The organism is Mesorhizobium sp. M4A.F.Ca.ET.090.04.2.1 (assembly GCF_003999085.1).
Lineage (GTDB): Bacteria > Pseudomonadota > Alphaproteobacteria > Rhizobiales > Rhizobiaceae > Mesorhizobium.
Genome location: NZ_RZOT01000298.1, coordinates 1 through 7,287, shown reverse-complemented (window position 1 = coordinate 7,287; position 7,287 = coordinate 1). Strand labels below are relative to the sequence as shown.

General features: G+C 62.6%; 9 protein-coding genes. 4 read left to right on the top strand and 5 right to left on the bottom strand.

Annotation, left to right across the window (positions count from 1 at the left end):
* Positions 1 to 11 precede the first annotated feature (11 nt).
* Both EN781_RS20345 and EN781_RS20340 read right to left on the bottom strand, forming a co-directional pair.
* Entirely contained in the window at positions 12 to 1,418 is a 1,407-nt protein-coding gene (locus EN781_RS20345) for a cytochrome P450 (protein ID WP_210213486.1), read from the bottom strand.
* A 194-nt stretch (positions 1,419 to 1,612) separates the two neighbouring features.
* Positions 1,613 to 2,548: a DMT family transporter gene (locus EN781_RS20340; RefSeq protein ID WP_126053939.1), complete on the bottom strand. Its 936-nt coding sequence runs from the start codon at positions 2,546 to 2,548 to the stop codon at positions 1,613 to 1,615.
* A 90-nt stretch (positions 2,549 to 2,638) separates the two neighbouring features.
* Here EN781_RS20340 and EN781_RS20335 point away from each other — a divergent pair, with 90 nt between their 5' ends.
* Positions 2,639 to 3,124, top strand: coding sequence for an Lrp/AsnC family transcriptional regulator (locus tag EN781_RS20335; protein WP_126053940.1), 486 nt, complete (start codon positions 2,639 to 2,641; stop codon positions 3,122 to 3,124).
* A 99-nt stretch (positions 3,125 to 3,223) separates the two neighbouring features.
* Here the strand turns inward: EN781_RS20335 and EN781_RS20330 are convergent, their stop codons facing one another.
* The 3 genes from EN781_RS20330 to EN781_RS20320 form a co-directional block, all read right to left on the bottom strand.
* Positions 3,224 to 3,421: a hypothetical protein gene (locus EN781_RS20330; protein WP_126053941.1), complete on the bottom strand. Its 198-nt coding sequence runs from the start codon at positions 3,419 to 3,421 to the stop codon at positions 3,224 to 3,226.
* A gap of 146 nt (positions 3,422 to 3,567) precedes the next feature.
* Entirely contained in the window at positions 3,568 to 4,053 is a 486-nt protein-coding gene (locus EN781_RS20325; RefSeq protein WP_126053942.1) for a thioesterase family protein, read from the bottom strand.
* Between the two features lie 28 nt (positions 4,054 to 4,081).
* Positions 4,082 to 4,774, bottom strand: coding sequence for a hypothetical protein (locus tag EN781_RS20320; protein WP_127400272.1), 693 nt, complete (start codon positions 4,772 to 4,774; stop codon positions 4,082 to 4,084).
* 215 nt (positions 4,775 to 4,989) lie between these two features.
* Between EN781_RS20320 and EN781_RS20315 the strand changes: the two genes are divergently transcribed.
* The 3 genes from EN781_RS20315 to EN781_RS20305 form a co-directional block, all read left to right on the top strand.
* Positions 4,990 to 6,408 (top strand): FAD-linked oxidase C-terminal domain-containing protein, encoded by a 1,419-nt coding sequence (locus tag EN781_RS20315; RefSeq protein WP_126053944.1) that lies wholly within the window; start codon positions 4,990 to 4,992, stop codon positions 6,406 to 6,408.
* Between the two features lie 2 nt (positions 6,409 to 6,410).
* Positions 6,411 to 6,908 (top strand): hypothetical protein, encoded by a 498-nt coding sequence (locus EN781_RS20310; protein WP_126053945.1) that lies wholly within the window; start codon positions 6,411 to 6,413, stop codon positions 6,906 to 6,908.
* Between the two features lie 114 nt (positions 6,909 to 7,022).
* On the top strand, positions 7,023 to 7,287 hold a 265-nt coding region (locus EN781_RS20305), incomplete at its 3' end, for an AsmA family protein (protein ID WP_127400271.1).

The window sequence follows — 7,287 nt, the reverse complement described above, 5'->3', positions numbered from 1 at the left end:
TGGGAGGCCTTTCATGCTGTCGCGGGAAGCGAGACGAGTTCGCGGAAGCGCCCGTGCGCCGGGCTCGAGAGCGCCGGTCCGCCGCGTTCGCGCATGATGACCTGGACATTGCCGATCGGCGCCAACGTAACTCGCGTGCGATAGGAAATGCGCGCTCCCGGTGCCAGTTCCACGGAACGCTTCGAGAGGATGGTCGCCAGCGCAATCTTCATCATCTGCAGGCCGAAGGTAACGCCGGGGCACATATGGCTGCCAGCGCCGAACACGGTGTACTGAAATGGCGATGGCTTGATCGAAGCCCAGCGCTCCGGCTGAAAACTGTCGGGATTCGGATAAAGCGAAGGATCGCGGTTGATTGTGAGCGCGCTGATCAGCACCCCTTCATGCCTGGCGATGGGTTCGTCGCCAAGCCTCGTTGCCCGCGTTGCCTTGCGCATCATCAGCGGCACCGGCGGAAAAAGCCGCATCGCTTCCTTGATGGTGGCGTCAAGCAGCGGCAAGGATCCGATCCGGTCCATCGTCGCCGGCTTTCCGTCGAGCGCGGCGTCGATCTCGGCGGCAAGGCCCGCCATTGCGTCCGGATGCTGGTTGAGCAGGATTAGCGTCCAGGCGAGCGCATTCTGGCAAGTGTCATAGGCCGCGCCGAAGACGAAGCTGATAATGCCGCCGATCAGCTCGACCGAAGGCGGTCGCCCGGCCTCGTCGGTGTTGTTGACGAGGATGGACAGGATGTCCTGGGCATCGGTGTTGCCACGTTTTTCTTCCGCCCAGGCGAGGATGGCGCGTTCCTGTACCTCGGCTTCCCGTATCCAGCTGAAGAAGGCCGGTCCCGGAACGATCCAACTCGCCCGTATCTGCCGCGCGATCATCTCGGCGATCGGCATGGCGCGCGCCCGGTCGTCGCCGAACAGCAGGCCGATCGCCAGGTGCTTGGCCATCGTCTTGGCGGCATCGGTCAGTGAGAAGGGTTTGCCGACTGGCCAGGACGAAACCTGGTCAGCGGCGATGCGTGCCATCTCCGGGCTCATTGTCATGATCGCCGGACGCTTAAGCGGTGGCGCGAACAGTTTGCGGTAGTGCTCGTGGCGTTCGCCGCGCAGTCGCGTCATGCCATAGGAGAGCCGGTGCGAAGCGTGCCCCCGCTTGCCGCGCCCGTTTATCTGGATGTTGCGCCAGGTCTCGGTGTCGGAAAGCATTGCGCGATAGAGCGCGGCATCGGCGATCATGAAGACGCGGCGCGGCCGTGCCGAGGTCGAATGCGGGTATTCGGCTTGAATGAAGGGGCCAAAAGCGCGATGCGCGTTGCGTGCCGCCGTCAGCGGCTCAGCCGCGAAATGGACCATCAGGCCGAGCGAGCGCCATTTCCCCAACCTGTTTGCCAGCATGCCCCACCCAAGCCTGACGCTGCCGCAAACCACGGCTGTCTCCACCGGCATGCTACAGCATGCATCACGAAAAACGGAATCGATTCTTGGATTGCTTTGTGCGTAATTTCTATAGGCCTATTCAAAAGCTTATGGGCCGTTTCGCATCCGGGGGACCATGTTTGTCGCGAGCAGGTCGCGTCCGCCGGCCGACGCCGTAGGTCGCCGCTTCACTCACCTCTGGTGGATCATTCCGGCGCCGGCTTGTGCGAGGCGACGCCGGCCACCACCAGGGCGATGCCGAGGCAATCGCCAGGGCTCGGAACCTGCCGCAGCACGATGATGCCGATCAGCGTCGCGGTGAGCGGCAAAAGCGACAGCATCAGCGCGAAGCTCGCGCGCGGCAGCCGCGCCATGGCAAGCTGGTCGCATATGTAGGGGATGACCGAGGAGCAGATGCCGACGCCGATCGCGGCGATGAGCAGCGACGGCGCCGAGAAGGCCGGCGTCGCCTGGGTGAAGCCGACGGGCAGCACGACGAGGAAAGCGATCGCCATGGCAGCGCCGAGGCCGGCAATGCCGGCGCCCGCGCCGGACGCCGCGACGCGGTGGCCGAGGACGATGTAGGCGACGAACAGGGCGCCGTTGAGGAAGGCCCAGAACAGGCCGACCGGGTCGCTCGACCATTTGACATCGATCAACAGCAAGGTGCCGGTGACGGCAATGGCGAGCGCCGCGAGGTTGCGCGGGCTACGCAGACCGACGAGCGCGACGCCGATGGTGCCGACGAACTCGATCGCCGCGACCAGCGAGATCGGCAGGCGGTCGAGCGCGAGATAGAAGGAACAGTTCATCACCGCCAGACAGGCGCCGAAGGCGACGAGCAACAGCCTCGTCGATCGGTCGGCGCGGGCGAAGACCCTCCATGGCCGGGTCAGCGGCGCGAAGACGAGGGCGGCGGTGGCGATGCGCAGCCAGGCCATGCCGAGCACGCCGACCTTAGCGAAAAGCAGCACCGCGAAGGCCGGCCCAAGATAGTGGAACACGGCGCTGACGCCGAACCACAGATGTGGCGGCAGGGCGGTCGCCAGGGTAGGGAAGGCAGGACCGGCAACCCCCAGGCCGGCCCTGTTCAGCGTGTCGAGGGCCGGGCTTGCCGCCGCGACTTGCGCTTGATCTTTCATGCGGACATTATCGCAGGCAGATCTGGCGGTTTATATGGATGACCGCTGGGTCATGCGACCGAGTTGTTCCCGAAAGAAAGGCAAATTTCCTTGAAACGCCTTCGAAACGAAAACGTGGACCTCGATGCCGCCGACCTGAAGCTCCTGCGCCTGCTAGAAATGGATGCGCGTACCAGCACGGCCGAGCTGGCGCGCGCCGTCGGCCTGTCGGCGCCGAGCGTGGCGGAGCGGATCAGAAAGCTGCAGGAGAACGGCGTGATCGAGGCCTACACGGTCAGGATCAATCCGGCCGCGCTCGGCATGAAACTGTCGGCATGGCTGCGCATCCGGCCGGTGCCGGGTCAGCTTGCCGTCGTCGCCGACATCATCCGCGACCTGCCGGAAATCGCGCAGTGCGACCGGGTGACCGGTGAGGACTGCTTCATCGCGCTGGCGCATGTCGGCTCGGTGGCAGAGCTCGAACGGGTGATCGACAGGATCATCCCTTACGCAATGACCAACACGGCGATCATCCAGTCGTCGCCGGTGGCGCCGCGCTCGCCGCTGGAGCGGTTCGGCGCCTCTCAGAATCGCTGACCCGCTCCAACTATTTTTTTGACGCAATTCCGGACGGAAAACCGCTACGCACTTTTCCTGGAATTGCTCCAGAGGCCGCGACCAGGGATCGGCAGTAGGTCAGAAATGCCCGCGCTTCAGCCGCGCCTGCTTGAGGATGGCGCGCCAGCGGATCATGTCGAAGGGGATCGGCTCGTTGTTGTTGGCGATGTGGAAGATCTCGTTGTTGACGTTCTTGAGCGAGCGCCAGAAATCATAGTCGGTGATGCGCGGATCGGCCGCCAGCCGTTCCACCTCGACCTTGATGTCGGTTTTCATGCACGTTCCTCGAACCGCCTCTGCCCGCCGCCCCGTATCGCCAACCCGATACGGTGGTTTTCAAACGCTCCGCTGAGTCGTTCAACGACTCAATCGGCTTGTTCACGTTAAAACCTTGGTAAGGTTAACGTGCGCGCTGGGGCGCTTCAAGCGCTCTTGCGTTTGATGCCGATCGAGCGGCCGGCGCGCTCCGGCATCGGCAGCGCGGCGTGGGCAGCGCGCATCTCCTCGACCCTGGCAAGAACGTCGGCGGGGAAGGGCGCCACTTTCGGCCCGGACATGTCGACATGCAGCGAAAGCGTCTCGGAGGTGGCGGCCAGCCAGCCGTCGACATGGCGGATCTCCTGATAGGCTCTTAGGCGCTTTTCGTCATGATCGATGAGCTGGAAGGAGACCTGGACCTTGTGCTCCAGATGCAGCTCCTGCACGTAGCAGACATGGACTTCCGCCGTGTAGATTGTGAGGCGGCGCTCCTTGGCGTAGTTCGGCCCCATGCCCATCATCTCGAAGGCGTCGTCCGAGCAACGGTCGAACAGCACGTTGTAATAGGCCATGTTGAGATGGCCGTTATAGTCGATCCAGTCCTTCTCGATATCCATGGGGCGGGAAATAAAAGGGGCGGCGATTGGCATGGGAACGTCCTTGGTTGCGGAAGGGTCGTTACGACGGAGGGAGCAGTCTGGACGAATCGATGAATAGAAATGCTGCCAGTGCGAAACCGAAAGATCCGAAGATCTTCAGCAAAGCCGCCGCGAAAATTGTCAAATCGTCGCTTCGTGCATAGCAACTGGCCTGAAGGATGCACCACCATTTCGCACTGGGGCGGTCAAATTCGAAAAAGCCTGCGTAGCTAGCCAATGCCACGTAAAATCCAAAGGCTGAACCGAACAACAAAAAAGCCGTCGAATGACCCCTTACTTGGCTCGATTGATAGATTTTGATCCGTTCGACTTTCGGCATCCGAACAAAGTAGATGGCGTAAGCAACGAAGCTGGTCATTCCCGCGAGCATGAATCCCGAAACAATTGATTGGACCTTGAATAGCGCTTCAGCGGAAAGTGGGGGAGTCATCGCGGTCGCATATTTCGCGACAACCGGAACCCAGATTGCCGTCCTTTGCGAAAATGTTAGTCCAAGCTCTCCAACCAGGCCGATCCCGGGGGTTGCATAGGTGATAGCCATTGCAAAAATTCCTGCGATGAGAAGGCTTACTCCTGCGATTGCACTCACATAGGGAAAGTTGCGGCGTACATATGGTCCGACAACCGCCTGGGGGTCGGGGTGTCGCGTCCGGGCGACTGTTATTGTCACGCTGACAAATGCCAGAAGCACCAGCATGCCGGTCCAGGCCATTCGACTATGCAGGGATGCAGACTTCACAGCCCAGGCCGGCAACAGGGCGACTAACCATATTATCCACCCTGTTACTGTTGCTGGTTTCATATCAGACCCCCGCCGGTATGATTGCTCTGGATTCCTTTGGTTCAGTCGATAGTCAATGGACACTGGCGCAGCAAGTGGCATAGAGCCGGCCGGGCATGTAGGCTAGTCCATTCGCGGAGTGAATCATGGCTTTGAGCGACCTCAATCCCGTCGAGCGCAACGAGGAGGGCATTGCCGCGGTTCTCGGCATCCTCAAGCAGACGCTCGGCGAGCGCTTCCAGACCGGCCAGGCCATCCGCTCCCAACATGCGCACACCACCACCTACATCCCGACGCAGGCGCCGGATGGCGTCGCCTTTGTGGAGAGCACGGCCGAGGTGCAGGAGATCGTGCGCGCCTGCGCGGCGCATCGGGTGCCGGTGATCGCCTTCGGCGTCGGCTCCTCCCTCGAAGGCCACACCAACGCGCCGGGCGGCGGCATTTCGATCGACACCTCGCGCATGAACCGGATCCTCGCGGTCAATCCCGAGGATCTCGACTGCACCGTCGAGCCAGGCGTGACGCGCGAGGACCTCAACCGGCATCTGCGCGACACCGGGCTGTTCTTCCCGATCGACCCCGGCGCCAATGCCTCGCTCGGCGGCATGGCGGCGACGCGGGCGTCCGGCACCAACGCTGTGCGCTACGGCACGATGCGCGAGAACGTTTTGTCGCTGACGGCGGTGATGGCCGATGGCGAGGCGGTAACGACTGGGAAGCGGGCGAAGAAGAGCTCGGCCGGCTACGACCTGACGCGGCTGCTGATCGGCTCTGAGGGCACGCTGGGCGTCATCACGGCGCTGACGCTCAGGCTGCAGGGCATTCCGCAGGCGATCTCCGGCGGCGTCTGCCCGTTTCCAAGCCTCGAGGCGGCCTGCAAGACGGTGATCGCGACGATCCAGATGGGCATTCCGGTGGCGCGCATCGAACTGGTCAATGCGCTGCAGATGCGGGCGATGAAGAACTATTCCAAGCTCGATTATCCCGAAAGCCCGTGCCTGTTCGTCGAGTTCCACGGCAGCGATGCCGGCGTTGCCGAGCAGGCCGAAACCTTCGGCATGATCGCGGACGAAAATGGCGGCGGACCGTTCCTGTGGACCAGTGTCGCCGAGGAGCGGGCGAAATTATGGAAGGCGAGGCACGACGCCTACTGGGCGTCGCTGACGCTGCGGCCCGGCGCCAAGGGGCTGTCGACCGATGTCTGCGTGCCGATCTCGCGGCTTGCCGAATGCGTGACCGAGACCGAGGCCGACATTGCCGAGATGGGGCTTGTCGCGCCGATCGTCGGTCATGCCGGGGACGGCAATTTTCATACCTTGGTGCTGATGGATGTGAACGATCCGAAGGAGATCGCGCGGTGTGAGGAATTTGTCGCGCGGCTCAACATGCGCGCCATCGCCATGGACGGCACCTGCACCGGCGAGCACGGCATCGGCCAGGGCAAGGTCGGCTTCCTGCGTCACGAGCTCGGCCATGGCGTCGAGGTCATGCGCACGATCAAGCAGGCGCTCGATCCGCTGAATATCATGAACCCGGGCAAGATCCTGCCCCGTGTTGGTCACTAGTCATGTCGGCGGCCGAGGCCCTGCTGCCGATCGAGGTGCCACCATCATCGGCCGGCGCGCCATTGCCGCATGTCTTTGCAAATGAAGAGCGGCTGTTGATCGCGTATCTCGCCGACGTTCCGGATCCTTCGTTCGATGGCACGAACGCGCGCTCGGTTTCGCCCGCGACAGGCGACCAATCCGTCGCAATCCTGACGGTGGAACCATACCTGGCGCTTCAATTCGGTCCGCCGAACGATGAAGCCATCAGCGGGCATCGGCTCTATGGTCTCGGCCTGCAACCATATTCTGCGTTCGAAGTCTTCAACTCGTCCTGGATCGCTTCCCTGGAAAAGGCCAATCGGGTTCATCCATCCCATATGCCTGAGCTGTTTTCGGACTATCGGCATTTCATCCTGACGTTCCACGACTCGACCATCGAGTTCGTTGCGAAGAAATTCCTGATCAGCCTTTGCACGGGTGCGGTCTTGTCCGCCCTGATGGAAGCGGCGCGGCATTGACGCGGCGGACTGTCCCCACAGCTCCCTGCTTGCCGAGGACGCAGCCGAATTGCCTCTTTATCGACACGCTGATGCGGGTACAGTGCAGCTGACTTTCAACGATCGCTGGTGCTGATGCTCGCACGCCTGTTCGTGATCTTCGGTGGCCTGTTCGTGCTGGTGCTGTGCGCGGCGCTGGTGGTGCCGTATTTTATCGACTGGGCAGGCTACCGCGCCGATTTCGAGCGCGAGGCGAGCGCCATCCTCGGCCGCAAGGTCACCGTCGAGGGTGACGCCACGGCAAGGCTGCTGCCGTTTCCCTCGGTGACCTTCTCCAATGTTTCGGTCGCCGGCGGTCCCGACGGCCAGCCGGCGATGACGGTCGAGACCTTCTCGATGG

Bases quoted from the DNA above. Each gene is read 5' to 3' on its own strand.
- EN781_RS20340 (WP_126053939.1), bottom strand. From the start codon at position 2,548: ATGAAAGATCAAGCGCAAGTCGCGGCGGCAAGCCCGGCCCTCGACACG.
- EN781_RS20330 (WP_126053941.1), bottom strand. From the start codon at position 3,421: ATGAAAACCGACATCAAGGTCGAGGTGGAACGGCTGGCGGCCGATCCG.
- EN781_RS20325 (WP_126053942.1), bottom strand. From the start codon at position 4,053: ATGCCAATCGCCGCCCCTTTTATTTCCCGCCCCATGGATATCGAGAAG.
- EN781_RS20320 (WP_127400272.1), bottom strand. From the start codon at position 4,774: ATGGCCTGGACCGGCATGCTGGTGCTTCTGGCATTTGTCAGCGTGACA.
- EN781_RS20315 (WP_126053944.1), top strand. From the start codon at position 4,990: ATGGCTTTGAGCGACCTCAATCCCGTCGAGCGCAACGAGGAGGGCATT.
- EN781_RS20310 (WP_126053945.1), top strand. From the start codon at position 6,411: ATGTCGGCGGCCGAGGCCCTGCTGCCGATCGAGGTGCCACCATCATCG.